Source organism: Stutzerimonas stutzeri (genome assembly GCF_018138085.1).
Lineage (GTDB): Bacteria > Pseudomonadota > Gammaproteobacteria > Pseudomonadales > Pseudomonadaceae > Stutzerimonas > Stutzerimonas stutzeri_AI.
Map to the genome: position 1 here is coordinate 975,404 of NZ_CP073105.1, position 25,290 is coordinate 1,000,693.

Below are 25,290 nucleotides of genomic sequence, written 5' to 3' on the forward strand. Positions count from 1 at the left end.
GAATTGGCGGGGCTGAGCGCCCGCCACCGGAAGAGATCGACCAGGTCGCCTGGCATTTACATCAACCGCTTACGTTCGCTGGATGGTGCGATACCGAGTGATTCGCGGTACTTGGCGACAGTGCGGCGTGCAACTTGAATACCTTGTGCCTCCAGTAAACCAGCGATCTTGCTGTCGCTCAATGGCTTTTTGGCGTTTTCCGCGGCCACCAGCTTCTTGATGATGGCGCGTATCGCGGTGGACGAGCATTCGCCGCCTTCGGCAGTGCTCACATGGCTGGAGAAGAAGTATTTCAGCTCATAGATGCCGCGTGGCGTGTGCATGTACTTCTGCGTCGTGACCCGTGAAATGGTCGACTCGTGCATGCCGACTGCTTCGGCGATATCGTGCAGCACCAGCGGCTTCATCGCTTCGTCGCCGTGTTCGAAAAAGCCGCGCTGATGCTCGACGATCTGCGTGGCGACCTTCATCAGCGTTTCGTTGCGGCTGAGCAGGCTCTTGATGAACCAGCGCGCTTCCTGCAACTGATTGCGCATGAAGGTGTTGTCGGCGCTGGAGTCGGCGCGCTTGACGAAGCCGGCGTACTGCGGATTCACCCGCAGGCGTGGCATGGCCTCCTGGTTCAGTTCGACCAGCCAGCGGCCATTGTGCTTGCGCACGATCACATCGGGGACGACGTACTCCGGCTCGCCGGCCTCTATCTGCGAGCCGGGCCGTGGATTGAGTGTTTGGATCAGGTCGATGACCTGGCGCAGCTCATCTTCCTTGAGCTTCAAGCGACGCATCAGCAGGCTGTAGTCTCGGCCACCGAGGGTGTCCAGGTGATCGCTCACCAGACGCATCGCCTCGGCCAGCCATGGCGTTCGCTCGGGGAGCTGACGCAGCTGCAGCAGCAGGCATTCACGCAAGTCTCGCGCACCGATTCCGGCAGGTTCGAATTGCTGGATGCGACGTAGCACCACTTCGATCTCATCGAGCTCGATCTCGAGTTCGGGATCGAATGATTCGAGGACCTCTTCGAGGGTCTCGTCGAGATAGCCCTGGGGATTGATGCAATCGATCAGAGTGGTCGCGATGAGACGGTCGGTGTCGCTCATCGGGGCGAGGTTGAGCTGCCAGAGCAGATGGCTCTGCAGGCTTTCCCCGGAGGAGGTGCGGGTGGTGAAGTCCCATTCGTCGTCGTTGCTGGGCAGGCTGCTGGCGCTGGTCTGGTAGATATCTTCCCAGGCGGTGTCTACCGGCAGCTCGTTGGGGATGCGCTCGCCCCAGTCGCCTTCCTCGAGGTTTTCGACCGTGTTGATGGGTTCTTCGAAGTGATTGTCAGGCTCGCTTTGCTCGTTCTGACTGCTTTCCGACTTCCTTTCGATCGACTCGGCCATCGGGTCGGAGTTGTCGAAGTCGTCCCCGTCTTCTTCGCGCTCGAGCATCGGGTTGGAATCCAGTGCTTCCTGAATCTCCTGCTGGAGATCGAGCGTGGATAGCTGGAGCAATCGTATGGCTTGTTGCAGCTGCGGTGTCATCGTCAGCTGCTGGCCCATCTTCAGGACTAGCGATGGTTTCATGGCAGAGGACTTCGAACCTTGTTTGCCGGCGCAACCGCGCCTGTTCCGATTCACTGGCGCCTGGGGGCGCCTGCATAAGCAAATTATATGCCTGCCAACGAAGCGTTTGCCTAGCCCCTAACGGGGCTATCGGCCGAAAAGATCGGCGTCAGAGTCGGAATTCGTGTCCGAGGTACACATCCTTCACCAGTTGGTTGGCCAGGACCGTCTCGGCATCGCCTTCGGCAATCAACTGACCGTCGTTGACGATGTAGGCGGTCTCGCAGATGTCCAGGGTCTCGCGCACGTTGTGATCGGTGATCAGCACGCCGATGCCCTTGGCCTTGAGGTGGTGGATGATCTGCTTGATGTCGCCGACCGAGATCGGGTCAACGCCGGCGAAGGGTTCGTCGAGCAGAATGAACTTGGGTGCGGTAGCCAGCGCGCGCGCGATCTCGACGCGTCGCCGCTCACCGCCGGACAGGCTCATGCCCAGGCTGTCACGGATGTGATGGATGTGGAACTCCTGCAGCAGGCTTTCCAGGGCCTGTTGACGGCCACTGCGATCCAGGTCCTTGCGGGTCTCGAGGATCGCCATGATGTTGTCGGTCACCGACAGCTTGCGAAAGATCGACGCTTCCTGCGGCAGGTAGCCGATACCGGCTCGGGCCCGACCATGCATGGGCAGATGGGTGACGTCCTGCTCGTCGATCAGTACGCGACCCTGGTCGGCCTTCACCAGGCCAACGATCATGTAGAAGCAGGTGGTCTTCCCGGCTCCGTTCGGTCCGAGCAGACCGACGATCTGCCCGCTCTCGATGGACAGGCTGACGTCGCGTACGACCTGACGGGTCTTGTAGCTCTTTGCCAGATGCTGGGCCTTGAGAATCGCCATCAGTTGCCCTGCTCGGTTGCCGGCTGATCTTTTTTGCGCGGCTGAATGACCATGTCCACGCGAGGACGCGGTGTGGTGATGTCGGCATTGCTGGCGCGACCGGCATTGACGATCTGGCGCTGGGTGTCATAGACGATCTTCTCGCCCTCGAAGGTATTACCTTCTTGAACGACCTTGGCCTGGTCGATCAGCACGATGCGCTCGTTCGTCGCGAAATACTGGATGGTCAGGCCGTAGGCCTTGACGATTTCCTTGTCCACCGCCGGCTTCTGTTCGTAATACGCAGGCTTGCCGATGGAGGTGAACACCTCGACATCGCCATTCTTGTTCTGGGTAATGGTGACGGTGTCACCCGTGATCTTCATGGTGCCCTGGGTGATCACCACGTCGCCACGATAGACGGCCACGCCCTGTCGATCGTCCAGTTCGGCGGTGTCGGCCTGGACGCGAATTGGCTGGTTTCGGTCTTCAGGGAGCGCATGGGCGTACGAGCCGAGCAGCGCGATGCTCAGGCCGATCAGGTAGGGGATTGTCTTAACGCAGCTCATGCTGGCCTCTTACTTTGGATAGCAGGAGCATCCTGCCTTCATCTAGGTACGCTTTCATGCCCGTGGCGGTCGTGACGCCGTTTGCGGCGACGATTCTAACGGGTTGCCGGGTTTCGGCATAATCCTTCTCGGGAAACACCGTCATCCGGCTGCTGGTGATCTCGGTCGGGCGGCCCTTGGCGTCCTGCCGTTGGACCTTGACGTTGTCGATCAGCTCGACTTGTTCCCCTTGCGGGCCCACTTCGCCGCGCTCGCTGGTCACGTGCCAGGGCAGATCGGTGCCCCTGTAAGCGTGCAGGTCGGGACGGGTCAGCAGGCTGACGTCGCTGGCCTTGATGTGTTCGACCTTGTCAGCGGAGAGTTCGTAGTTGCGCTTGCCGTCCGGTTGGTATTGCACCGTGCGCGAATTGATCACGTAGAAATCGATCGAGGACTCTTCGCCCTGGTTTGCAGGCGGCTCCTGCATGAAACTTTCGGGGCGGATGTTCCAATAACCGATCGCGACCAGCAGCAGGGCGACCAGCAGCAGGACGGCAGGAAGGCGGAGTCTGCTCAGCATGGAGAAACCTCTAGAGGTAGGCGGCCTGAGCAGCTTCGAGGTTGCCTTGGGCGCGCATGATCAGTTCGCAGAATTCGCGTGCCGCGCCCTCGCCGCCACGGGCAGCGGTGACCCCGTGCGCATGCTGGCGGACGAACGCGTCGGCACTGGCGACGGCCATGCCCAGGCCAACACGGCGGATTACCGGAAGGTCGGGCAGGTCGTCACCCAGGTAGGCGACTTCAGCGTAGTCGAGTCCCAGCTCGGCGAGCAATTCATCGAGCACTACCAGTTTGTCCTCGCGCCCCTGATACAGATGCTGGATGCCCAGGTTCTGCGCGCGCCGCTCGACGACCGGCGTCTTGCGTCCGGTGATGATCGCGGTGCGCACGCCCGAATTGATCAGCATCTTGATGCCATGACCATCGAGCGTGTTGAAGGTCTTGAACTCGCTGCCGTCGACCAAGAAATACAGCTTGCCGTCGGTGAGCACGCCATCGACATCGAAAATGGCCAGGCGAATATCACGGGCACGCCTCAGTAGATCGTTCACTTACATCACTCCCGCGCGCAGCAGATCGTGCATGTTCAACGCGCCGATGGGGCGGTCGTTGTCATCGACCACTACCAGTGCGTTGATCTTGTTGTCTTCCATGATTTTCAACGCCTCGGCGGCGAGCATGTCGGCGCTGGCAGTCTTGCCGTGGAGGGTCATGACCTGATCGATGCTGGCCTGGCGGACGTCGATACCTTTATCCAGGGTTCGGCGCAGATCGCCGTCGGTGAAAATGCCGGCCAGGCTTCCGTCCGTCGCCACCACCGCGGTCATGCCGAGCCCCTTCTGGGTCATCTCCAGCAGCGCTTCGCGAAGCGGCGTGCCGCGGTTGACCAGGGGCAGGCGGTCGCCAGCGTGCATGACGTGTTCGACCTTGAGCAGCAGGCGTCGGCCCAGCGCGCCACCCGGATGCGAGAAGGCGAAGTCTTCGGCGGTAAAGCCCCGGGCTTCGAGCAGGGCGATCGCCAGTGCATCGCCCAGTACCAGGCTGACCGTGGTCGAAGACGTGGGTGCCAGGTTCAGCGGGCAGGCTTCGATGGCCACGCTCGCGTCGAGGTTGACCGCGGCCGCCTTGGCCAGCACCGATTCGGGGTTGCCGGTCATGCTGATCAGGGTAATCCCGAGGCGCTTGATCAGCGGCAGCAGGGTAACGATTTCGCTGGTAGAGCCCGAGTTGGACAAGGCCAGCACCACGTCGTCCCGGGTGATCATTCCCATGTCGCCGTGACTGGCTTCGGCCGGGTGGACGAAGAAAGCGGTGGTGCCGGTACTGGCCAGCGTAGCGGCAATCTTGTTGCCGATATGCCCGGATTTGCCCATGCCGACCACGACGACGCGGCCCTTGCAATGCAGAATAAGCTCGCATGCCTTGACGAACTGCGCATCGATGCGGGTCTTGAGCTGCTCGACTGCCTCGATTTCCATGCCGATCGTACGCAGGGCGGTCTCGATCAGATGATTGCTCTGACTCATGTTCACGTCATCGCCTGAATGAAAACGCGAGATTATAACGGTAAACCCGGCACCGCTCACCGAAAAAGCGATCGAGGTCCATCATCGGCTGGAGCTGAACCGAAGCTGAACGAATGTGCGCTCGCTCATGCCTCGATACAGGCCCCTGTTTGGGAGGCCCTCTGGGCGGTGCTATAGTTCGCGCCGCCAAACGGCTCTGCGAAGTATCTCCGCCTGTTCGGAGCGCGTCTGATTCGCAGGCTGTATCCAAGGAGAACCGATGAGCGCCGCCAACGCTAACGCCGTCGAGCTGAAGGGCGTCACCTTCATGCGCGGTGAGCGGAGCATTTTCAACAACATCGACATCGTCATACCGCGAGGCAAGGTGACGGCCATCATGGGCCCGTCCGGCTGCGGTAAGACCACGCTGTTGCGCTTGATCGCCGCGCAGCTCAGGCCTAACAGTGGCGAAGTCTGGGTGGCCGGTACCAACCTGCCGACGCTGTCGCGCCGTGAGCTATTCGACATGCGCAAGCAGATGGGCGTGCTGTTCCAGAGCGGCGCGTTGTTCACCGACCTCGATGTCTTCGAGAACGTCGCCTTCCCGCTGCGGGTGCATACCGAGCTGCCGGAAGAGATGATCCGCGACATCGTGCTGATGAAATTGCAGGCGGTGGGGCTGCGCGGCGCGGTCGAACTGATGCCCGACGAGTTGTCCGGCGGCATGAAGCGCCGTGTGGCGCTGGCGCGTGCGATCGCGCTCGATCCACAGATTCTCATGTATGACGAGCCCTTTGCCGGCCAGGACCCGATCGCGATGGGTGTGCTGGTGCAATTGATTCGATTGCTCAACGATGCGTTGGGGATCACCAGCATCGTGGTCTCTCACGACCTGGCCGAAACAGCGAGCATTGCCGATTACATCTATGTGGTCGGCGACGGGCAGGTGCTGGGGCAGGGCACGCCGGCCGAGCTGCGCGAATCGAGCAACCCGCGGATTCAGCAGTTCATGAAAGGCGCGGCGGACGGTCCGGTGCCTTTCCATTTTCCAGCGCCGGCCTATGCCGAGGATCTGCTGCGAGGTCCCGATGCGTAAGCGTTCATTGATCGAGCGAATCCGGATGTTTGGCGAGGCTGGGATCAACGTGGTCGCGGCGCAGGGCCGTGCGACGTTGTTTCTCTTTCATGCCCTGTTCGGCCCCAGCGGTCTGAGCAATCGTTTCGCTCTGCTGGTTCGTCAGCTCTATTCGGTCGGTGTGCTGTCGCTGGCGATCGTGGTGGTCTCCGGCGTCTTCATCGGCATGGTGCTGGCCCTGCAGGGCTACAGCATTCTCAGCAGCTACGGTTCGGAGCAGGCGGTGGGGCAGATGGTCGCCCTGACGCTGTTGCGCGAGCTGGGGCCCGTGGTCACCGCACTGCTGTTCGCCGGGCGGGCCGGATCCGCGCTGGCGGCCGAAATTGGCAACATGAAGTCCACCGAACAGTTGTCCAGTCTGGAAATGATCGGTGTCGATCCACTGAAGTACATCATCGCGCCACGCCTCTGGGCTGGCTTCATTTCCTTGCCGTTGCTGACCGTGATCTTCAACGTGGTCGGCATCTGGGGTGGGGCAATGGTGGCGGTGGACTGGCTGGGCGTCTATGAGGGCTCGTTCTGGGCCAACATGCAAAACAGCGTTACCTTCACCTCGGATGTGCTCAACGGCGTCATCAAGAGCCTGGTGTTCGCGCTCGTGGTCACCTGGATCGCGGTGTTCCAGGGCTACGATTGCGAGCCGACATCCGAAGGAATCAGCCGCGCGACCACGCGGACCGTGGTGTACGCCTCGCTGGCGGTGCTCGGTCTCGACTTTATTTTGACCGCCTTGATGTTTGGAGATTTTTGATGCGTATCCGCACCCTTGAAATCGGTGTTGGCCTATTCCTCCTGGCGGGCCTTCTGGCGCTACTGCTGCTGTCGCTACGGGTCAGTGGGTTGAACGTCGATAGCAGCGACACCTACAAGCTGTACGCCTACTTCGACAATATCGCCGGATTGAGTGTCCGATCCAAAGTGACGATGGCCGGCGTGACCATCGGCAAGGTGACTGCGATCGATCTGGATCGCGAGAGTTACACCGGGCGCGTCACATTGGAAATCCAGAAGGACATCGACATCCTGCCGGTCGACTCCACGGCGTCGATTCTGACCGCTGGCCTGCTCGGCGAGAAATACGTCGGTATCAGCGTGGGTGGTGAAGAGGAGACCCTAGGCGAAGGCGATACGATTCGCGACACTCAATCGTCGCTGGTGCTAGAGGAGCTGATTGGCAAGTTTTTGCTCAATTCGGTCAATAAAGAATGAGGAATATCCACATGATGACTGTTCTGCGTCGTGGTCTGCTGGTGTTGCTGGCTGCCCTGCCCATGCTGGCCGTAGCGGCTCCAAGCGCCCATGAAGTGATCCAGAAGACCACCGACGAATTGCTCGCCGATCTCAAAGCCAACAAGGAGCAGTATCGGCAGAACCCGAACGCGTTCTACGACTCGCTCAACGAAATCCTCGGCCCGGTGGTGGACGCCGAGGGGATCTCGCGCAGCATCATGACCGTCAAGTACTCGCGCAAGGCCAGCCCTCAGCAGATGACGCGCTTCCAGGAGAACTTCAAGCGCAGCCTCATGCAGTTCTACGGCAACGCCCTGCTGGAATACAACAACCAGCAAATCCGCGTGCTGCCGACCAGCGGCAAGCAGGACGCCGAGCGCACCAGCGTCGGCATGGAAGTCACCGGCCGCCAGGGTGAGATCTACCCGGTGTCCTACACGATGGTCAATCAGGGCGGCGAGTGGCGGGTGCGCAACGTGATCATCAACGGCATCAACATCGGCAAGCTGTTCCGCGACCAGTTCGCCGATGCCATGCAGAAGAACGGCGGCGACCTGGACAAGACCATCGATGGCTGGGCCGAAGTGGTCGCACGCGCCAAGGATACCGAGGCGGGTCAGCGGGCGGCGGGCGATGAGTGAGGCGTTCGTCCAGAGCGGCGCCGAGGGTGAGCTGCGTCTCTCGGGCGTGCTCGACTACCAGACCGGGCCGGCCCTGCGTCGTGCCGGTCAGGAGCTGATTGGCAACAGCAAGGCAAAGCGGGTGCTGATCGATTGCAGCGCCGTGGAGAAATCCAGCAGCGTCGGGCTTTCGTTGCTGCTGGCCTTTACCCGCGACGCCATGGCGGCGGGCCGCGACGTGCTGATTGTCGGCATGCCGGAGGATATGCGGGAGATCGCCCGGGTGTCAGGGCTGTTGAACGTCCTCGCGTTAGCGGACGAAACACAAGGAGCTGTCTGATGTTGCTGCGATGGGCTGAATCGACGCGAGCCAAGGTTCATCTTCTGGCGGAGTCGCTGGGCAATCTGCTGGTCGAGACGTTTCACTACCTGTCGCTGTTCGCCATCGGCGCCATCACCGCATGGGCCGGCCTGTTGACCTTTCTCGACATGCTCGGCAAGGGCAGCATCAGCGTCGATGACATCCTGTTGCTGTTCATCTATCTCGAGCTCGGTGCGATGGTTGGCATCTATTTCAAAACCAACCACATGCCGGTGCGGTTTCTGATCTATGTGGCGATCACCGCGCTGACCCGGCTGCTGATTTCCGACGTTTCGCACCATCATGCCCCCGACATGGGCATCGTCTATATTTCCGGGGCGATTCTGTTGCTGGCGTTGGCCATCCTGGTGGTGCGCTTCGCCTCTTCTCGTTTCCCGGCGGTTTCGGCTCCTGGTCGTCATCCGCTGCGGCGCGACAACGATGCCGAAACCCTCGACTGAGCGTGTTCGTCAGGCGGGGTGGCTTCGGGGTTCGCAGCCTTTGGGCTTTTTTGTATGATGGCCGGCCGCGCGCGTCCGGCGCCGATCGAGGTTGAACATGCAGGCCGTAGAAGTTAAGAATTTCCTGGAAGAGAAGCTTCCGGGTGCCAAGGTGGAAGTCGAAGGCGAAGGCTGCAACTTCCAGTTGAACGTGATCAGCGACGAGCTGGCGGCTCTGGGGCCGGTCAAGCGTCAGCAGCAGATCTACGCTCATCTGAATCCGTGGATCGCCGATGGCAGCATTCACGCCGTGACGATGAAGTTCTACAGCCAGGCCGACTGGCTTGCACGAAGCTGATCGCCGGTCGCGGCAGATATCTTTCAGCCGCTGCGCAGCCTGATGGCGCGCGCGGCACCTCTTCGCCAGTGCTTCGAGCCTGCGGGTTACGGGAACATTCATGGATAAATTGATCATCACCGGCGGTGCTCGCCTGAACGGCGAGATTCGCATCTCCGGTGCCAAGAACTCGGCGCTACCTATCCTGGCCGCTACGCTGCTAGCCGATACGCCGGTCACCGTTTGCAACCTGCCGCACCTGCACGACATCACCACCATGATCGAGCTGTTCGGTCGCATGGGCGTGCAACCGGTCATCGATGAAAAGCTCAGCGTCGAAGTCGACGCCAGCAGCATCCAGACGCTGGTCGCGCCCTATGAGCTGGTCAAGACCATGCGCGCATCGATCCTGGTGCTCGGACCGATGGTGGCGCGTTTTGGCGAAGCCGAGGTTGCGCTGCCGGGCGGTTGCGCCATCGGCTCGCGTCCGGTCGACCTGCACATTCGCGGGCTCGAAGCGATGGGCGCGCAGATCGACGTCGAGGGCGGCTATATCAAGGCGCGGGCGCCAGCAGGGGGCTTGCGCGGGGCGCACTTCTTCTTCGATATCGTCAGCGTGACCGGTACCGAGAACATCATGATGGCAGCTGCGCTGGCCAACGGCCGCAGCGTGCTGGAAAACGCCGCCCGCGAACCGGAAGTGGTCGACCTGGCCAACTTCCTCAACGCCATGGGTGCGCAGATTACCGGCGCGGGTACCGACACCATCACCATCGACGGCGTGAAACGTCTGGGTGGTGGTCGCTACAGTGTCATGCCTGACCGTATCGAGACGGGCACTTACCTGGTGGCGGCTGCCGCGACGGGCGGTCGGGTAAAACTCAAGGACACCGATGCCACCCTGCTCGAGGCGGTGCTGCACAAACTCGAAGAGGCCGGCGCCCATATCGACACCGGTAGCAACTGGATCGAGCTGGACATGAAGGGCAATCGTCCTAAAGCGGTGAACGTCCGCACCGCACCGTACCCGGCTTTCCCGACCGACATGCAGGCTCAGTTCATTGCCATGAACGCGGTCGCCGAAGGCACCGGTACGGTCATCGAGACCGTGTTCGAGAATCGCTTCATGCACGTCTACGAGATGAACCGCATGGGCTCGCAGATCCTCGTCGAGGGCAATACCGCGATCGTCACCGGCGTGCCGAAGCTCAAGGGAGCACCGGTCATGGCGACCGACCTGCGCGCATCGGCCAGTCTGGTGATCGCAGGCCTGGTGGCCGAGGGCGACACTCTCATCGACCGCATCTACCACATCGATCGCGGTTACGAGTGCATCGAGGAGAAGCTGCAATTGCTGGGCGCCAAGATCCGCCGCGTACCGGGCTAGCTATCGGCACGAGCCGCAGCCGTGTGCTCACCGAGCCGGCGGCTGCGGTTCAGATTGGCGCCCGGTCGCCAAGCCTGCGCCAAGGTCGCCAACATCAGGCTTCAAGGAATAACCGTCCATGCTCACCATTGCCCTGTCCAAAGGCCGTATCCTCGACGACACCCTACCGCTGCTGGCGGCTGCGGGGATCGTTCCCACCGAGAATCCAGAAAAAAGCCGCAAGCTGATCATCCCGACCACTCAGGATGATGTCCGTCTGCTGATCGTGCGCGCTACCGACGTGCCGACCTACGTCGAGCACGGTGCAGCCGATCTCGGCGTCGCCGGCAAGGACGTGCTGATGGAATATGGCGGCCAGGGGCTTTACGAGCCACTGGATCTGAAAATCGCCAACTGCAAGCTGATGACCGCCGGCAAGGTTGGTGCATCCGAGCCCAAAGGGCGACTGCGGGTCGCGACCAAGTTCGTCAACGTCGCCAAGCGCTATTACGCCGAGCAGGGCCGTCAGGTCGATATCATCAAGCTCTACGGCTCGATGGAGTTGGCACCGTTGGTGGGGCTGGCCGACAAGATCATCGATGTGGTCGACACCGGTAATACGCTGCGGGCCAACGGTCTGGAACCACAGGAGCTGATCGCCATGATCAGTTCGCGACTGGTGGTCAACAAGGCCTCGATGAAGATGCAGCATGCGCGTATCCAGGCATTGATCGATGCGTTGCAAAGCGCCGTGGCACACCAGGGCTAACTTTAGTCGGGCAGCCGGTTCGCCTATCCGTCATCGCCTAAATACTCAGGTGCCCGCGCGGTTGGCTTGTTAATCTAGGGGCGCCTGAAAACCAGCATGTATCTCTTATGAGGCCCGCTATGACCACTCCCATCGACATTCGCCGACTCAACGCCGCTGATCCAGAGTTCTCGCGACATCTGGATCATCTGTTGAGCTGGGAAAGCGTGTCCGATGACGGGGTGAACCAGCGTGTGCTCGAAATTATCGGGGCCGTGCGTCAGCGCGGCGACGCCGCACTGGTCGAGCTGACTCAGCGTTTCGACGGTCTCGAAGTGGCGTCCATGGCCGATCTCATCCTGCCTCGCGAGCGCCTCGAGCTGGCGCTCGAGCGTATCACCACCGATCAGCGTCAGGCGCTGGAGGCCGCTGCGGAGCGGGTCCGCATCTATCACGAGCGGCAGAAACAGGACTCATGGAGCTACACCGAAGCCGACGGCACGGTGCTCGGCCAGAAGGTCACACCGCTCGATCGCGCCGGGCTCTATGTGCCGGGCGGCAAGGCGTCATACCCGTCTTCGGTACTGATGAACGCCATTCCGGCGAAGGTGGCCGGTGTGCCTGAAGTGGTCATGGTGGTGCCCACCCCGCGCGGCGAAGTCAACGAGCTGGTATTGGCGGCGGCCTGCATCGCCGGCGTCGATCGAGTCTTCACCATCGGCGGTGCCCAAGCCGTCGCCGCGCTTGCTTACGGCACCGAGAGCGTGCCGCCGGTGGACAAGATCGTCGGGCCGGGCAATATCTACGTTGCCACCGCCAAGCGCCACGTGTTCGGCAAGGTCGGTATCGACATGATCGCCGGGCCGTCGGAAATTCTGGTGGTTTGCGACGGCCAGACCGACCCTGACTGGATCGCCATGGACCTGTTCTCCCAGGCCGAGCACGATGAAGACGCTCAGTCGATCCTGGTCAGCCCCGATGCTGAATTTCTTGACCGGGTGGCGGAGAGCATTGCTCGGCTGCTGCCCACGCTCGAGCGCAGCGACATCGCTCACGCTTCGCTGCAAGGTCGCGGCGCGCTGATCCAGGTGGCCGACATGCAGCAGGCCATGGATGTTGCCAATCGCATCGCCCCCGAGCACCTCGAGCTTTCCGTCGCCGATCCCGAGCAGTGGCTGCCACAGATTCGTCATGCGGGCGCGATCTTCATGGGGCGCTACACCGCCGAGGCGCTGGGCGACTATTGCGCCGGGCCCAACCACGTCCTGCCCACGTCCGGGACGGCGCGTTTTTCCTCACCCTTGGGGGTGTACGACTTCCAGAAGCGCTCCTCGATCATCAATTGCTCGGCTGATGGTGCGTCCGAGTTGGGCAAGATCGCGTCGGTGCTGGCCCGTGGTGAATCCCTCACCGCCCACGCGCGCAGCGCCGAGTACCGGATCAAAGACTAGCGGCAAGTCAGATCCTGGGCTGGACACCGCTTTGCTTGTCCAGCTCAGCCAAGGTGGTGAGTGAAAACGTTTCGCTGTGCTTCACCCCACGTCAAACCGACCACATTCGAGGAGAGAAGGGCGGATGAGCAAATTCTGGAGCCCCTTCGTCAAGGAGCTGGTGCCCTACGTGCCGGGCGAACAGCCGAAGCTGGCCAACCTGGTCAAGCTCAACACTAACGAAAATCCCTATGGTCCGTCGCCAAAGGCCATTGCGGCGATGCAGGCCGAGCTGGCCGACAGTCTGCGGCTGTATCCGGACCCCAACGGCGAGCGCCTCAAGCGTGCAGTCGCCGACTATTACGGCGTGCAGCCGGCACAGGTGTTCGTCGGCAATGGCTCGGATGAAGTCCTTGCCCACACCTTTCATGGTCTTTTCCAGCATGGCAAGCCGTTGCTATTCCCGGACGTAACCTATAGCTTCTATCCGGTCTATTGCGGGCTGTATGGCATCGCTTACGAAGCTATTGCTCTGGATGATCGGTTCCAGATCGACGTGGCCGATTATGCCCGGCCGAACGGCGGAATCATCTTTCCCAATCCCAATGCCCCGACTGGCTGTCTGTTGGCGCTGGACGCGATCGAACGACTGCTGCAGGCTAATCCGGATTCCGTCGTGCTGGTGGATGAAGCCTATATCGACTTCGGTGGCACGTCGGCTATCGCCCTCGTGGATCGGTATCCGAACCTGCTGGTTACCCAGACGCTGTCGAAATCGCGGTCGTTGGCCGGCTTGAGGGTTGGCCTGGCTGTCGGCCACCCTGACCTGATCGAGGCGCTGGACCGCATCAAGAACAGCTTCAACTCCTATCCGCTGGATCGCATCGCCATTGCCGGTGCTGCGGCGGCGTTCGAGGATCGCGAGTATTTCGCGCAGACCTGTGGTCAGGTGGTCGCCAGTCGAGAGACGGTCGTCGCCGCGATGCAGGCTATGGGTTTCGAGGTGCTGCCTTCGGCGGCGAACTTCATTTTCGCCCGGCACCCGCAACAGGATGCTACGCGCCTGGCTGCCGGCCTGCGCGAACAGGGCATCATCGTGCGGCACTTCAAGCAAGCGCGCATCGATCAGTTCCTGCGCATCACCATTGGCGCACCGGAACAGAACCAGGCATTGCTCGCCGCGTTGAAAGGCCTCTGCTGACGGCCAGGGCAGGCGTTCTCCAGCTCCGAGCGCGTGCCGTAGTCGGGGTGCTCCGTGGGCTGGACGATCTGTTCGCTGAAAAAGCAAACGCTTCGCCCGGGGTAAATCCCCTAAAAGCCAAGCCTGACGCCTAATGCAGCGCGGCTTGGCGTGGTGCGTGACGAAGCTTATTGAGGGGTTTTCTCTACCAGCGGCCGCATGCCGACCTCGGCGGTCAGCGTCAACGGCTTGCCGTTGCGCAGAATGTCGATGTCGATCTTGTCGCCCGGTTGCACGCGGGCGACCTGGTTCATCGAGCTACGACCATCGCTTGCCTGCTGACCATCGATGCTGAGGATCAGATCGCCTGGCCGCAGGCCGGCACGTTCAGCCGGGCCGTCTCGGTAGACGCCGGCGACGACGATCCCGCCCCGGCCCGCCTGGCCGAACGATTCCGCCAGTTCCGGCGTGAGCGACTGTACTTCAACGCCGAGCCAGCCGCGAATCACCTGGCCGTGCTCGACGATGGATTTCATCACGTCCATCGCCAGCTTGACCGGAATCGCGAAGCCGATGCCCTGTGAACCGCCGGATTCGGAAATGATTGCTGTGTTGATGCCAATCAGATGGCCTGCGGTATCGACGAGCGCACCGCCGGAGTTACCGCGGTTGATCGCCGCGTCCGTCTGGATGAAGTCTTCGTAGGTGTTGAGGCCCAGCTGGTTGCGGCCGGTTGCGCTGATGATGCCCATCGTCACGGTCTGGCCCACACCGAAAGGATTGCCGATGGCCAGCGTCACATCGCCGATGCGGATGCCATCCGAGCGGCCGATGGTAATGGCCGGCAAATCGGCAAGATCGATTTTCAGCACCGCAAGGTCGGTTTCCGGATCGCTGCCGATCACCCGGGCCAGGGTTTCCCTTCCGTCGCGCAGGGCCACGACGATCTGCTCGGCATTCGCCGTGACGTGGTTGTTGGTCAGCAGATAGCCTTCCGGGCTCATGATCACCGCCGAGCCCAGGCTGGATTCCATGCGGCGCTGACGGGGCAGGTTATCGCCATAGAATCGACGGAACAGCGGGTCATCCTTGAGCATCGGAGGCTGGCTGGAATTGTCGATCACCTTGGTGGTGTAAAGATTGGCCACCGCAGGTGCCGCACTGCTCACCGCATTGGCGTAGGAGTAGGGGCCCTGCTGCGGTATGCCCACCAGTGGTGCTTGTCGCAGGCTGTATTCCGGCTCGGTGCTCAGGCCCACCAGGTGCGGGTAACGCTGAATGATCAGCAGGGCCACCAGCAGGCCCACCAGCAACGGCCAGCCAAGGAAACGCAGGGCATTGATCATCGCGATTGAGAATCCGGGTAGGTTGCGAAGGGCCATGACGCCCCTTAAGGTGCGGCATTATACGAAGCTGGCGGCGAATTGCAGCCTTGCCGATGGGGAATCTGCGACATGAGCGCAGGCTCCCGAACGGCCGTCGCGGCACAAGCGCGATCCGGATTGCGCCCGCCATCGCCAGCACCCATATGTTCCCGAGAGGATGTCTGAATGGCCGTTGCGCTGACTACGTTGATCGAAGAAGCCGATCGCTACCTGAACTCCGCCAAGATTTCCGATTACTGCCCGAACGGTTTGCAAGTGGAGGGGCGATCGCAGGTCGGCCGCATCGTCAGTGGCGTAACGGCCAGCCAGGCGCTGCTCGATGCAGCCGTCGAAGCGCAAGCCGACGTCGTGCTGGTGCACCATGGTTATTTCTGGAAGAACGAGGATCCGCGTGTGATCGGTATCAAGCAGCGTCGGTTGAAGACGCTGCTCACCCACGACGTCAGCCTGCTTGCTTATCACCTGCCACTCGATGTGCACCCCGAGGTGGGTAACAACGTCCAGTTGGCTCGCATGCTCGGCCTGATCGTCGAGGGGCCGCTGGAGCCTGATAATCCGCGTTCGGTCGGCCTCGTCGGTTCGCTCGACACGCCGCTGGCACCGGCCGAGTTCATGCAGCGGATACGAACTGTGCTCGGCCGCGAACCGCTGATGATCGAAGGGAGCGGCCCTATCCGGCGTATCGCCTGGTGTACGGGCGGCGCCCAGGGTTATATCGGTCAGGCCATGTCAGCGGGCGTGGATGCCTATCTCACCGGAGAGGTGTCGGAACCCACCGTGCACATCGCGCGCGAAAACGGCTTGAGTTTCTTCGCGGCCGGGCACCATGCCACCGAGCGTTACGGCGTCCAGGCGCTGGGCGAGTACCTGGCGAAACGCTTCGCTGTCGAGCACCTGTTCATCGATTGCCCCAACCCGGCCTGACCTCATGAGCGCCCCGTGCGCGGGCATTCAACAGGAAACGGGTGCACTGCTGCGTCGGCATAAAGCTAGAGCATTTAGATCTAAAAGGCGGCCTGATTAGAATTTTGTGCCGTGGTAAAGTTGCGGCCTCGCTCCGGCCGTGCCGGCCGTCCACCTGCAAATTCGTGAGTAGCCATGGTCGACAAACTGACGCATCTGAAACAGCTGGAGGCGGAAAGCATCCACATCATCCGTGAGGTGGCCGCCGAATTCGACAACCCGGTGATGCTTTATTCCATCGGCAAGGACTCGGCCGTGATGCTGCATCTGGCACGCAAGGCCTTTTTTCCGGGGCGACTGCCTTTCCCGGTGATGCACGTCGATACCCGCTGGAAATTCCAGGAGATGTATCGCTTCCGCGAGAAGATGGTCAGCGAGATGGATCTGGACCTGATCACCCACATCAATCCGGACGGTGTCGCGCAGAATATCAACCCCTTCACCCATGGCAGCGCCAAGCACACCGATATCATGAAGACCGAGGGCCTCAAGCAGGCGCTCGACAAGCATGGCTTCGATGCTGCCTTCGGCGGTGCACGGCGTGACGAAGAGAAGTCGCGCGCGAAAGAGCGCGTCTATTCCTTCCGCGACAGCAAGCACCGCTGGGACCCGAAGAACCAGCGTCCCGAACTGTGGAATGTCTACAACGGCAAGGTGAAGAAGGGCGAATCCATCCGTGTCTTCCCGCTGTCGAACTGGACCGAGCTGGACATCTGGCAGTACATCTATCTGGAGCAGATTCCGATCGTGCCGCTGTACTTCGCCGCCGAGCGCGAGGTTATCGAGAAGAACGGCACCCTGATCATGATCGACGACGAGCGCATCCTCGAGCACCTCACCGATGAAGAAAAAGCGCGTATCGAGAAGCGCATGGTCCGTTTCCGCACCCTCGGCTGCTACCCGCTGACCGGTGCCGTCGAGTCCACCGCCACGAGCCTGCCGGAAATCATCCAGGAAATGCTCCTGACCCGTACTTCCGAACGTCAGGGCCGTGTCATCGACCACGATGGCGCAGGGTCGATGGAAGAAAAGAAACGTCAGGGGTATTTCTAAATACCGCTGGAGGCTGAAAGCTTGAGGCTGAACGAATGGATTTCGAACGCCTGGATGTATGGAAACTGTCGGCGCGGCTTTCGGTTGATATATACCGGGAGCTGGCTAGTTGCCGGGATTTCGGATTCAAAGACCAGATCACGCGGTCAGGCCTGTCGGTTCCGAGCAATATTGCCGAGGGCATGACTCGGGATGGTGACAAGGAAAAACGCTATTTTCTGAGCATGGCGAAGGGTTCCTGCTCGGAGTTGCGCACTCAAATATATATAGGGGTTGAGGTGGGATTTATTTCCACTGAATGCGGGAACGACTGGATAAGACGCAGCAAGCGAATTGCGGCGATGCTCTCCGGCCTGCTGAAGCTCCTCCAAAAGCAATAACCCAGGCCGGGACTGGAGGCTTTTTCGTCAAGCCTTCCAGCCTCAAGCCTCCAGCGATAGAGAAGAAAGCATGTCGCATAGTTCTGACCTAATTTCCGCCGACATCCTCGCGTACCTGGCCCAGCACGAGCGTAAGGAGCTGCTGCGCTTCCTCACCTGCGGCAACGTCGACGACGGCAAGAGCACCCTGATCGGGCGCCTGCTGCACGACTCGAAAATGATCTATGAAGATCATCTGGAAGCCATCACCCGCGATTCGAAAAAGTCCGGCACCACCGGCGATGACGTCGACCTCGCTTTGCTGGTCGACGGTCTGCAGGCCGAGCGTGAGCAGGGCATCACCATCGATGTCGCCTACCGTTATTTCTCCACGGCCAAGCGCAAGTTCATCATCGCCGATACGCCCGGTCACGAGCAGTACACGCGCAACATGGCTACCGGTGCGTCCACCTGCGACCTGGCAATCATCCTCGTCGATGCCCGCTACGGTGTGCAGACCCAGACCAAGCGGCACAGCTTCATCACCTCGCTACTCGGCATCAAGCACATCGTCGTGGCCATCAACAAAATGGACCTGATGGACTTCGATCAGTCCGTTTTCGAGGGCATCAAGGCCGACTACCTGGCCTTCGCCGAGCGCATCGAGCTGCAACCCACGTCGCTGCATTTCGTGCCCATGTCCGCGCTCAAGGGAGACAACGTCGTCAACCGCTCCGAGCGCGCACCCTGGTACGAGGGGCAGTCGTTGATGGAGATCCTCGAGAGCGTCGAGATCGCCGGCGATCGCAACTTCGATGACCTGCGCTTCCCGGTGCAATACGTCAACCGCCCCAACCTCAACTTCCGCGGCTTTGCCGGCACCCTGGCCAGTGGTGTGGTGCGCAAGGGCGACGAAGTCGTGGTACTGCCGTCTGGCAAGCGCAGCACGGTCAAGTCCATCGTCACCTTTGACGGAGAGTTGGAGCAGGCCACTCCAGGCGAAGCGATCACCCTGACCCTGGAAGACGAGATCGACGTGTCGCGCGGCGACATGCTGGTGCACGCCGACAACCGGCCGCGTATCGCCGAAAGCTTCGATGCCATGCTGGTGTGGATGGCGGAAGAGCCGATGCTGCCGGGCAAGAAATACGACATCAAGCGCGCCACCAGCTACGTGCCGGGTTCGATCGCCAGCATCACCCATCGGGTCGATGTGAATACCCTTGAGCACGGCCCGGCCAGCAGCCTGCAGCTCAATGAAATCGGCCGGGTCAAGGTCGCTCTGGATGCGCCGATCGCACTGGACGGCTACGCACAGAACCGTACCACTGGTGCGTTCATCATCATCGACCGGCTCACCAACGGCACCGTCGGCGCCGGCATGATCATCGCCGATCCGGTTGCACATGGTGCGTCTGGCCACCATGGCGCACTGGCTCACGTCTCTACCGAAGAGCGCGCGACGCGTTTCGGGCAGCAGCCGGCGACCGTCTTGTTTACCGGTCTTTCTGGCGCCGGCAAGAGCACGCTGGCCTATGCGGTCGAGCGCAAGCTCTTCGATATGGGACGCGCGGTCTATGTGCTGGATGGCCAGAACCTGCGTCATGACCTGAACAAGGGCTTACCGCAGGATCGTGCCGGGCGCACCGAGAACTGGCGCCGCGTCGCTCATGTGGCGCGCCAGTTCAACGAGGCCGGATTGATCACCCTCGCGGCCTTCGTCGCCCCGGATGCCGAAGGCCGTGAACAGGCCAAGGCGCTAATCGGCAGCGATCGCGTCGTGACCGTCTACGTCCAGGCATCGCCGCAGGCTTGCCAGCAGCGCGATCCGCAGGGGCTATACGCCGCGGGCGGCGACAACATCCCAGGCGAGTCCTTCCCCTACGACGTGCCAGGCAATGCCGATCTGGTGATTGATACCGAGTCTCTGACGGTGGAAGAGGGTGCCAGGCAGGTTATCGACATGCTGCGCAAGCGTGGCGCGATCTGATCAGCCGAAAAGCAAAACGCCCCGCACGTGCGGGGCGTCCATGCTGGAAGAACCCCGCCTTGGCGGGGTTTCTTTTGGCGCCCTATAGGGTGAAAGCATCTGCCGCTTTTTTGTGGGAGGCCCGCCCCAAGACGAAGCTGTTTCGAGCGAGACGGCTGGTTTGATGGCCGGCACGCGGGCCATTGAGCACTAGAGAATAGGGCATATCCGTTAGGCGGTCTCGCTGACAATGTTATCGAATAGCTCTTCCAGTGTGTTCTGTGGGTGTGCATTGAGCAGGGTGCCGCCGGCCTTCGCAATGGCGGCGAGTACTGTCGGCATCGCGGCGCGTTCACAGCTGCCTTTCCATATCATCCCTGCGTCTTGGACAAAGCCCGGCAAGGCCTCGGTGCCGTAGTAACGCACCACCAGCGTGCTTTGGCTGGCGAGCATATCGGCGATGTCCTGCTGGGCACGGATGCATCCCTTGTGAATCATCAGAAAACGATCGGCCAGACGTTCTACGTCATGCAGGATATGGGTGGAAAAAAACAGCGTGCCGCCGCCCTGGCGATACTCCTGCATTAGGTCAGCGACCTGACGACGACCAATGGGGTCAAGGCCGGACATCGGCTCATCCAGCACTAGCAGTTGCGGCTCAATTGCGAAGGCATGGGCCAGGGCGGTGCGTTGGGTCATGCCCTTGGACAGGTTACGAATACGTTTGTCTGCCGCATAGGCAATACCCAGGCGTTCCAGCCAGCGCTCGGTACGGAGATGGTTTTCCTGACCCCTGATTCCGTGCAGACGCAGGCCGCTACTTATTACTTCGCGAGGGGTCAGTTGGTCGTAGAGATAGGGGTTTTCCGGCACATAACCAACCCCCTGGCGTGAAAGCGGATCATCCGCAGCACGGCCCATCAGCAGCGCGTGACCGGCATCTGCGCGTAGCGCGCCAAACAGAATCTTGATGCTGGTGCTCTTGCCAGCGCCGTTCTGCCCGATAAAGCCTACCGACTGGCCGCTTTCGACGAAAAAGCTCACGGCGTCCAGGGCCTTGAGGGCCTTACCCTTGCTCTTGAATGACTTGTGCAGTTCTTGCACTTCGATCGGTATCATTGCGAGTCCTGTTGCTTCACATGATCGGCCAGCAGCGGCTGACCCTTGTCGGACAATAGATAACCCAGTTGCAGCGGGTCTTCAGGCAGGGCTTCAAGCCCGGCATAGCCGATCAGATCAATCAGCTGTGATGGCGCACGGTCGTGCTGCTGGCGGTATTCGTCGGCTGCTGCGCGCAGCGCCTGCAAGCCTTGCAGACGCACGATGCGCGCGGCTAGCAGGGCGCGGAAATTCTCGTCCGCACTCTGATCGTGCATGGCGACTAGGATGTCCAGTGCGGTCTCGGGGTCGTCGCCGCGCTCGTACCATTTGGCCGCCATGTTGCGCAGGGCTGGCGCGTTGCGTGGGTGGCGTTCGGCAGCGACTTCGGCCCAGTGTCCGGCCTTGTTCATGTCGCGTTCGAAGTACATAGCGTTGAAGGCGTAATAAAACGCTGGCCACATGTCCCAATGGCGACTTTTGGCGGCCTTGAGCAGCACATCCTGTGCTGCTGCCACCTGTCCGTTCCAAGGCAGGATAGCTGCACCGACGTAATAGTTGTCTTCATGGCGAGGATTGAAGAAGGCCGCATCGGTTTGCAATTGCCCTTGAATGCGATAAGTCTCCTGCTCGGTGACGGAGGCCGTCACCATCAGGCTGCGAAATACGTTGAGGTTCGCTGCCAGGAAGCGATCGCCTGCCGAATAGGTCAGCTGCACCGGCATCGGCATGCGTACCCGCAGCACTTCGGCGCGGACGTCCGGTCGAGCATGGTCGCGCAATAGCGCACCGGTGCTGGCAAAGCCCGCCCAAGCGAGCAGCATGATCGCCAGAACAAGCACTGTTCTCATGTGAAGTTGCGCCGCTCGAAAATTACAATGGCCAGCGCTGTCAAGGCAGCGATATAGGCCGAGGCATTGAGTACTGCCAGTACCATGGCCAGCGGCTCGGGTGGCAGGTCGTAGAGCGACAGCACGCGCCAGTCGAGGCGGGATAGATCGGGCAGCCAGACGTAGGCGTGCTCCAGCAGAGGGCTGAAGAGTTGTTCATGCAACGGGGCGGAGCGCTCGCCGCGCAGATAGTCGATTGTCGGCCCTAAGCCTCTTGCCGCTAGGGCGAAAGCTAGCCCCAATAGAAATGGAAGAAAAGGAGTGGTCGAGAGGGTGGCCAGCAGCAGTGAAAAGGCCGCAACTACTAGCAGGTCCAGCCACATGCCCAGCAGCACCAACCAATAGCTCCAGCCCAGCGCAGGTGGGCGCATTTGTGTATAGCTGGAGCCGAAGGCATACAGCAAAACCCAGAACGCCGCGCCAATAAAAACTAGGCTTATGCCTCCTAGGGTGGCAGTGGCGAAAAAACGTGATAGCAAAAACTGCCAGCGGGCGACGGGGTAGGCCAGTATAAAATACACTGACTTGCGCTCTATATCGCGCGCCAGCAGATCCTGCACCCAGACCAGCACCATCAGCAACAGAACGATACGCATACTGCTGAAAGCCACGTCCAGAGTCACCGTCAGTTGCTGGCGCCCAGAAAAATTGCCGGCCAGAAAGGCTATGCCCAGCAGTGCCAAGGTAGCCAAGAGCAGGATACGAAAGCCCAGGCCGCGCAATCCCATGCGCACGCCCAGTCTTGTCAGTTCGAACATGCTTTTCTCCATAAACAAACAAGCCCCCTAATGGGGGCCTGTTTAAACACTCTTAGCGCTTAACGACCGCAACCATTGGCCTCGTCTAGATCAATGGTGTCTGCGACGACCAAAGTTGTGGCAAGGCCTGATGTGCCTTTTGCAACGGGATCACCACACTGCGAGACGCTGCCACCCACCGACGAGCCAGTGAAAACGGTATAGCCTTTGTTGGAGCCGGCGACCACGCCGAGCCGGTTATCCGTAGCGTCATCAACCAAGCCAGCAATTACGTTGGCCGACAGCGTGGCGTCAAAGCTATTTTTTACAACGCCGGCGCGGTTGTCGATGGCAACGATGGTGAATTGACGTGCAAGATTAATATCGGTACCTACAGTGTCGATCGCATTATAACCATCTGCCAGCTGTACTGATGTAGGGGCCGCATAGACGCCGGACGAAGCAAACAGACTGGCAGCAAGTGTTGCAAGAATAATCTTTTTCATCGCGTAAATTCCCTTGAGCTTAGTTGGAGTTGGCGATGCCGCCGGTCAGGATGTTGCGGGCATCAGACTGAGCCGACTTGTCGTAGCCCTTGGCTTGGTAGTCTTGAAACTGCGGGATGGCTACTGCTGCCAAGATGCCAATGATCGCAACTACGATCATCAGCTCGATCAGGGTGAAACCTTTTTGCTTCTTGATGGACTTCATTGAAAAGCTCCTTGTTGGTGAGGTCGTTGGACCTGGGGAGATATGAGCAGCTTCTGTGCCAAACGATGCGGGATGACTAATTCAGCGGCTGGGAGTGTGTGGTGGGTCAAGTTTTGGAGCGTGGCTGATTTTCGGCTGGGGGGTGGGCTTGTGCTCGAATGCGTGTAGAAGCGGTCGCATTTGCCGCGAGGCGAGCCTCCTACAAAAGCGGTGTTGGTGTTTATATGTCCTGCGATGGGCGGCCCTAGGAGTGTTGCTGACCGCTGCGCGCTCTTTCTTGGGCGGGGGGGGGCTGCGCTGGGCGAAACATCTTCTTCTATTTGGGCACGCTTTGGCTGTTCGATGCGGGGCGCGCTTCCAGCAACAGTAGGGTGACCTGTCGTGCCCGAGGAGCGGCTCGCGACGCAGCGTTTGGTTATCGCTTTTCAACCGTTACGGTCAGCAAGTGACATTTTTTGCCACTTCCTTTCTGTGTGTTTGGCGGTCGAGGGGAAACGCGCTATAAGGGCGCGGAATTCTCTTGCCTGTATAGGCCGCTCGATGAACGAAAACGCTCCCCTCGGTGGTTTGGCTCGCCAGCTTGTATTGGTCGGCCAGCTCGAAGAAAAGATCGCGCTGCAGGCCCAGCAGCAAGCTCAGCGCAATCAGGTGCCGCTAGTTTCCTGGCTGGTGCAGAACAAGCTGGTTAAAAGCCGGGCGGTAGCGGAAGTCGCAGGCGAGCAGTTCGGTGTTCCTTATTTCGATCTGAGTACGCTGGATAAAGACACTCAGCCCAAGGATCTTGTCAGCGAAAAGCTGGTCCGCCAGCACCGTGTGCTGCCCCTACAGCGGCGTGGCAACAAGCTGTATGTCGCTATTTCAGACCCCACTAACCATCAAGCCATCACTGATATCCAGTTCAATACAGGGCTCTCGGTCGAGTCGGTACTGGTTGAAGACGACAAGCTTGGTGAGGCCATTGAAAAGCTGTTTGAGTCGGTCAGTACCTCGCTGGATGGTATGACCGATTCGGATCTCGATGAGCTTGACGTCGAGATGTCAGGCGGAGCCACTGAAAGGGATGAAGTGGGCCATAGTGAGGCTGATGACGCCCCCGTTGTTCGCTTCGTCAATAAGATGCTGCTGGATGCGATCAAGCGAGGCTCTTCCGACCTTCATTTCGAGCCTTATGAAAAGTCTTACCGCGTTCGCTTCCGCACCGACGGCGTGCTGCATGAAGTGGCGAGGCCGCCCGTGCAATTGGTCAGCCGGATATCGGCTCGCTTAAAAGTTATGGCCGCGCTGGACATTGCTGAGCGACGCAAGCCGCAGGACGGCCGGATCAAGATGAAGGTTTCCAAGACCAAGTCCATCGACTTCCGCGTCAACAGCTTGCCGACCCTGTGGGGCGAAAAGATCGTGATGCGCATCCTGGATTCCTCCAGCGCCAAGATGGGCATCGATGCCTTGGGCTACGAGGAGGAGCAGAAAGAGCTCTACCTTACTGCGCTGAAGCAGCCGCAAGGGATGATTCTCGTCACCGGACCGACCGGTTCGGGGAAGACGGTTTCCCTCTATACCGGTTTGAATATTCTCAACACGGTCGATGTGAATATTTCCACCGCCGAAGATCCGGTGGAGATCAACCTGGAGGGCATCAACCAGGTCAACGTCAATCCTCGGCAGGGCATGGACTTTGCTCAGGCGCTGCGAGCTTTCCTGCGCCAGGATCCCGACATCATCATGGTGGGCGAGATCCGCGACCTGGAGACCGCAGAGATTGCCGTCAAGGCAGCCCAGACCGGCCATATGGTGATGTCGACGTTGCACACCAACAGCGCGGCGGAGACCCTGACCCGCCTGCGCAACATGGGCGTACCAGCTTTCAACATCGCAACCTCGGTCAACCTGATCATCGCCCAGCGGCTGGCCCGAAAGCTCTGTGCAAGTTGCAAGAAAGAAGTCGAGGTGCCACGCGAGGCACTGCTGAAGGAGGGGTTCCCCGAAGACCGCATCGGCACCTTCCAGCTTTATGGGCCGGTGGGCTGTGATAACTGCAACGGCGGTTACAAAGGCCGTGTCGGTATTTATGAAGTGGTTAAAATCACGCCTGCCTTGCAGCGGCTTATCATGGAGGAAGGAAACTCCATCGATATCGCCATCCAGGCGCGCAAAGATGGTTTCAATGATCTGCGCATCTCCGGACTGGTGAAGGCCATGAATGGCATCACCAGCCTGGAAGAAGTCAATCGCGTGACCAAGGATTAACC

Annotated in this window: 28 protein-coding genes; 16 read left to right on the plus strand and 12 right to left on the minus strand. The window is 60.4% G+C overall.

Annotation, left to right across the window (positions count from 1 at the left end; translation table 11 throughout):
• Window positions 1–56 precede the first annotated feature (56 nt).
• The 6 genes from KCX70_RS04655 to KCX70_RS04680 all read right to left on the minus strand — a co-directional run bounded on the left by KCX70_RS04655 (window position 57) and on the right by KCX70_RS04680 (window position 5,050).
• Complete coding sequence (locus KCX70_RS04655) at window positions 57–1,562, minus strand: RNA polymerase factor sigma-54 (RefSeq protein ID WP_212619441.1); 1,506 nt, start codon at window positions 1,560–1,562, stop codon at window positions 57–59.
• A gap of 148 nt (window positions 1,563–1,710) precedes the next feature.
• On the minus strand, window positions 1,711–2,436 hold the full coding sequence (gene lptB, locus KCX70_RS04660) for an LPS export ABC transporter ATP-binding protein (RefSeq protein WP_021209348.1): 726 nt from the start codon (window positions 2,434–2,436) through the stop codon (window positions 1,711–1,713).
• Window positions 2,436–2,984: a lipopolysaccharide transport periplasmic protein LptA gene (gene lptA / locus KCX70_RS04665; protein WP_021209347.1), complete on the minus strand. Its 549-nt coding sequence runs from the start codon at window positions 2,982–2,984 to the stop codon at window positions 2,436–2,438. The genes lptB and lptA overlap by 1 nt, the downstream gene beginning before the upstream one ends.
• On the minus strand, window positions 2,971–3,543 hold the full coding sequence (gene lptC, locus KCX70_RS04670; protein ID WP_212619442.1) for an LPS export ABC transporter periplasmic protein LptC: 573 nt from the start codon (window positions 3,541–3,543) through the stop codon (window positions 2,971–2,973). Before lptC ends, lptA begins: the two co-directional genes overlap by 14 nt.
• A gap of 10 nt (window positions 3,544–3,553) precedes the next feature.
• Complete coding sequence (locus KCX70_RS04675; protein WP_021209345.1) at window positions 3,554–4,075, minus strand: KdsC family phosphatase; 522 nt, start codon at window positions 4,073–4,075, stop codon at window positions 3,554–3,556.
• Window positions 4,076–5,050: a KpsF/GutQ family sugar-phosphate isomerase gene (locus KCX70_RS04680; protein ID WP_256437928.1), complete on the minus strand. Its 975-nt coding sequence runs from the start codon at window positions 5,048–5,050 to the stop codon at window positions 4,076–4,078.
• A 259-nt stretch (window positions 5,051–5,309) separates the two neighbouring features.
• Between KCX70_RS04680 and KCX70_RS04685 the strand changes: the two genes are divergently transcribed.
• The 11 genes from KCX70_RS04685 to hisC all read left to right on the plus strand — a co-directional run bounded on the left by KCX70_RS04685 (window position 5,310) and on the right by hisC (window position 13,897).
• On the plus strand, window positions 5,310–6,125 hold the full coding sequence (locus KCX70_RS04685; protein WP_212619444.1) for an ATP-binding cassette domain-containing protein: 816 nt from the start codon (window positions 5,310–5,312) through the stop codon (window positions 6,123–6,125).
• Window positions 6,118–6,915 (plus strand): lipid asymmetry maintenance ABC transporter permease subunit MlaE, encoded by a 798-nt coding sequence (gene mlaE, locus KCX70_RS04690; protein WP_021209342.1) that lies wholly within the window; start codon window positions 6,118–6,120, stop codon window positions 6,913–6,915. The genes KCX70_RS04685 and mlaE overlap by 8 nt, the downstream gene beginning before the upstream one ends.
• Window positions 6,915–7,373 (plus strand): outer membrane lipid asymmetry maintenance protein MlaD, encoded by a 459-nt coding sequence (gene mlaD / locus KCX70_RS04695; protein ID WP_021209341.1) that lies wholly within the window; start codon window positions 6,915–6,917, stop codon window positions 7,371–7,373. The genes mlaE and mlaD overlap by 1 nt, the downstream gene beginning before the upstream one ends.
• Before the next feature lie 11 nt (window positions 7,374–7,384).
• Window positions 7,385–8,035: an MlaC/ttg2D family ABC transporter substrate-binding protein gene (locus KCX70_RS04700; protein ID WP_212619445.1), complete on the plus strand. Its 651-nt coding sequence runs from the start codon at window positions 7,385–7,387 to the stop codon at window positions 8,033–8,035.
• Window positions 8,028–8,354: an STAS domain-containing protein gene (locus KCX70_RS04705; protein WP_212619446.1), complete on the plus strand. Its 327-nt coding sequence runs from the start codon at window positions 8,028–8,030 to the stop codon at window positions 8,352–8,354. The genes KCX70_RS04700 and KCX70_RS04705 overlap by 8 nt, the downstream gene beginning before the upstream one ends.
• Window positions 8,354–8,836, plus strand: a complete 483-nt coding sequence (locus KCX70_RS04710) for a phosphate-starvation-inducible protein PsiE (RefSeq protein WP_021209338.1) — start codon at window positions 8,354–8,356, stop codon at window positions 8,834–8,836. Before KCX70_RS04705 ends, KCX70_RS04710 begins: the two co-directional genes overlap by 1 nt.
• 97 nt (window positions 8,837–8,933) lie before the next feature.
• Window positions 8,934–9,173 (plus strand): BolA family protein, encoded by a 240-nt coding sequence (locus tag KCX70_RS04715; protein WP_021209337.1) that lies wholly within the window; start codon window positions 8,934–8,936, stop codon window positions 9,171–9,173.
• 100 nt (window positions 9,174–9,273) lie between these two features.
• Complete coding sequence (murA, locus tag KCX70_RS04720; protein ID WP_021209336.1) at window positions 9,274–10,539, plus strand: UDP-N-acetylglucosamine 1-carboxyvinyltransferase; 1,266 nt, start codon at window positions 9,274–9,276, stop codon at window positions 10,537–10,539.
• Window positions 10,540–10,657: 118 nt separating this feature from the next.
• Window positions 10,658–11,287 carry an ATP phosphoribosyltransferase gene (gene hisG, locus KCX70_RS04725; RefSeq protein ID WP_021209334.1) on the plus strand — a complete coding sequence of 210 codons (630 nt, stop codon included), beginning with the start codon at window positions 10,658–10,660 and terminating at the stop codon, window positions 11,285–11,287.
• A gap of 119 nt (window positions 11,288–11,406) precedes the next feature.
• Window positions 11,407–12,717, plus strand: coding sequence for a histidinol dehydrogenase (gene hisD / locus KCX70_RS04730; protein WP_212619447.1), 1,311 nt, complete (start codon window positions 11,407–11,409; stop codon window positions 12,715–12,717).
• Window positions 12,718–12,841: 124 nt separating this feature from the next.
• Window positions 12,842–13,897, plus strand: coding sequence for a histidinol-phosphate transaminase (gene hisC / locus KCX70_RS04735; RefSeq protein WP_212619448.1), 1,056 nt, complete (start codon window positions 12,842–12,844; stop codon window positions 13,895–13,897).
• 167 nt (window positions 13,898–14,064) lie between these two features.
• On the opposite strand, the gene algW is transcribed toward hisC, so the two are convergent.
• Window positions 14,065–15,222 carry a Do family serine endopeptidase AlgW gene (gene algW, locus KCX70_RS04740; protein WP_021209331.1) on the minus strand — a complete coding sequence of 386 codons (1,158 nt, stop codon included), beginning with the start codon at window positions 15,220–15,222 and terminating at the stop codon, window positions 14,065–14,067.
• A 204-nt stretch (window positions 15,223–15,426) separates the two neighbouring features.
• Between algW and KCX70_RS04745 the strand changes: the two genes are divergently transcribed.
• The 4 genes from KCX70_RS04745 to cysN all read left to right on the plus strand — a co-directional run bounded on the left by KCX70_RS04745 (window position 15,427) and on the right by cysN (window position 19,626).
• Complete coding sequence (locus KCX70_RS04745) at window positions 15,427–16,185, plus strand: Nif3-like dinuclear metal center hexameric protein (RefSeq protein WP_212619449.1); 759 nt, start codon at window positions 15,427–15,429, stop codon at window positions 16,183–16,185.
• A 174-nt stretch (window positions 16,186–16,359) separates the two neighbouring features.
• A complete protein-coding gene (cysD, locus tag KCX70_RS04750) occupies window positions 16,360–17,277 on the plus strand; it encodes a sulfate adenylyltransferase subunit CysD (protein ID WP_212619450.1) in 918 nt (305 codons plus the stop codon).
• 35 nt (window positions 17,278–17,312) lie between these two features.
• Window positions 17,313–17,657 (plus strand): four helix bundle protein, encoded by a 345-nt coding sequence (locus KCX70_RS04755; protein ID WP_212619451.1) that lies wholly within the window; start codon window positions 17,313–17,315, stop codon window positions 17,655–17,657.
• Between the two features lie 70 nt (window positions 17,658–17,727).
• A complete protein-coding gene (gene cysN / locus KCX70_RS04760) occupies window positions 17,728–19,626 on the plus strand; it encodes a sulfate adenylyltransferase subunit CysN (protein WP_212619452.1) in 1,899 nt (632 codons plus the stop codon).
• 210 nt (window positions 19,627–19,836) lie between these two features.
• Here the strand turns inward: cysN and KCX70_RS04765 are convergent, their stop codons facing one another.
• From KCX70_RS04765 to KCX70_RS23435, 5 genes are read right to left on the minus strand one after another with little or no spacing between them, the layout of a single operon-like run.
• Window positions 19,837–20,724 (minus strand): ABC transporter ATP-binding protein, encoded by an 888-nt coding sequence (locus tag KCX70_RS04765; protein ID WP_212619453.1) that lies wholly within the window; start codon window positions 20,722–20,724, stop codon window positions 19,837–19,839.
• Window positions 20,721–21,554 carry a hypothetical protein gene (locus KCX70_RS04770; protein ID WP_212619454.1) on the minus strand — a complete coding sequence of 278 codons (834 nt, stop codon included), beginning with the start codon at window positions 21,552–21,554 and terminating at the stop codon, window positions 20,721–20,723. Before KCX70_RS04770 ends, KCX70_RS04765 begins: the two co-directional genes overlap by 4 nt.
• Window positions 21,551–22,351: an ABC transporter permease gene (locus KCX70_RS04775; protein WP_212619455.1), complete on the minus strand. Its 801-nt coding sequence runs from the start codon at window positions 22,349–22,351 to the stop codon at window positions 21,551–21,553. Before KCX70_RS04775 ends, KCX70_RS04770 begins: the two co-directional genes overlap by 4 nt.
• 59 nt (window positions 22,352–22,410) lie before the next feature.
• The gene (locus tag KCX70_RS04780) at window positions 22,411–22,836 is read right to left on the minus strand and encodes a hypothetical protein (RefSeq protein WP_212619456.1); all 426 of its coding nucleotides are present in this window, start codon (window positions 22,834–22,836) and stop codon (window positions 22,411–22,413) included.
• Window positions 22,837–22,855: 19 nt separating this feature from the next.
• On the minus strand, window positions 22,856–23,041 hold the full coding sequence (locus KCX70_RS23435; RefSeq protein WP_156716308.1) for a type IV pilin protein: 186 nt from the start codon (window positions 23,039–23,041) through the stop codon (window positions 22,856–22,858).
• 540 nt (window positions 23,042–23,581) lie between these two features.
• Between KCX70_RS23435 and pilB the strand changes: the two genes are divergently transcribed.
• Entirely contained in the window at window positions 23,582–25,288 is a 1,707-nt protein-coding gene (gene pilB / locus KCX70_RS04790; RefSeq protein WP_212619457.1) for a type IV-A pilus assembly ATPase PilB, read from the plus strand.
• Window positions 25,289–25,290: the final 2 nt, after the last annotated feature.